The organism is Photorhabdus caribbeanensis, assembly GCF_018448885.1.
GTDB classification, from domain to species: Bacteria; Pseudomonadota; Gammaproteobacteria; order Enterobacterales; family Enterobacteriaceae; genus Photorhabdus; species Photorhabdus caribbeanensis.
The window spans coordinates 1-1,152 of the sequence record NZ_RCWB01000109.1 but is presented as its reverse complement, the minus strand read 5'-3'; the positions used below and the strand labels follow the sequence as shown (position 1 = coordinate 1,152).

1 protein-coding gene is annotated in these 1,152 nt (G+C 58.3%); it reads right to left on the bottom strand.

What is annotated here, in order from left to right; all coding sequences use genetic code 11:
- Positions 1–1,152: Ig-like domain-containing protein (locus tag EAE90_RS23180; protein ID WP_214055443.1), on the bottom strand; the 1,152-nt coding region annotated here is incomplete at both ends.

Sequence of the window (1,152 nt, the reverse complement as noted above, 5' to 3'; positions counted from 1 at the left end):
CTCAGCTCCTCAAAGCTCACCGGGCTATCGGCCTTGACCCATGACGGGTTCGCCGCCGCCTTCGCCGATACCTGCACATTCTTCACCGCCGCCGTGCTGGTTAAGGTCGCCGTCACCTGCCCCTGCGCGTTACTCACCGAGTTGTTCTGTTTCGTCAGTTTTAACCCGGCCTCCGTTGAATCAGTCTGCCAGTCAATGTCGACCGGTTGACCCACCACCAGATTGCCGTGCCCGTCCTTCACTGTCGCCGTGAAGGTATAACTGTCCGTGCCGTTGTTGTAGCGCTTCTTGTCTTTATCCACTTCCACCGTCACGCCGGTGACTTGATAACTGCTACTCAGCTCCTCAAAGCTCACCGGGCTGTCGGCCTTGACCCATGACGGGTTCGCCGCCGCCTTCGCCGATACCTGCACATCCTTCACCGCCGCCGTGCTGGTTAAAGTCGCCGTCACCTGTCCCTGCGCGTTACTCACCGAGTTGTTCTGTTTCGTCAGGGTTAACCCGGCTGGCGTTTGGTCTGTCTGCCAGTCAATGTCGACCGGTTGACCCACCACCAGATTGCCATGCCCGTCCTTCACCGTCGCCGTGAAGGTATAACTGTCCGTGCCGTTGTTATAGCGCATCTTGTCTTTATCCACTTCCACCGTCACGCCGGTGACTTGATAACTGCTACTCAGCTCCTCAAAGCTCACCGGGCTGTCGGCCTTGACCCATGACGGGTTCGCCGCCGCCTTCGCCGATACCTGCACATCCTTCACCGCCGCCGTGCTGGTTAAAGTCGCCGTCACCTGTCCCTGCGCGTTACTCACCGAGTTGTTCTGTTTCGTCAGGGTTAACCCGGCTGGCGTTTGGTCTGTCTGCCAGTCAATGTCGACCGGTTGACCCACCACCAGATTGCCATGCCCGTCCTTCACCGTCGCCGTGAAGGTATAACTGTCCGTGCCGTTGTTATAGCGCATCTTGTCTTTATCCACTTCCACCGTCACGCCGGTGACTTGATAACTGAGACTCAATTCCTCAAAGTTCACCTTTCGATCAGCCTCGACCCATGACGGGTTCGCCGCCGCCTTCGCCGATACCTGCACATTCTTCACCGCCGCCGTGCTGGTTAAGGTCGCCGTCACCTGTCCCTGCGCGTTACTCACCGAGTTG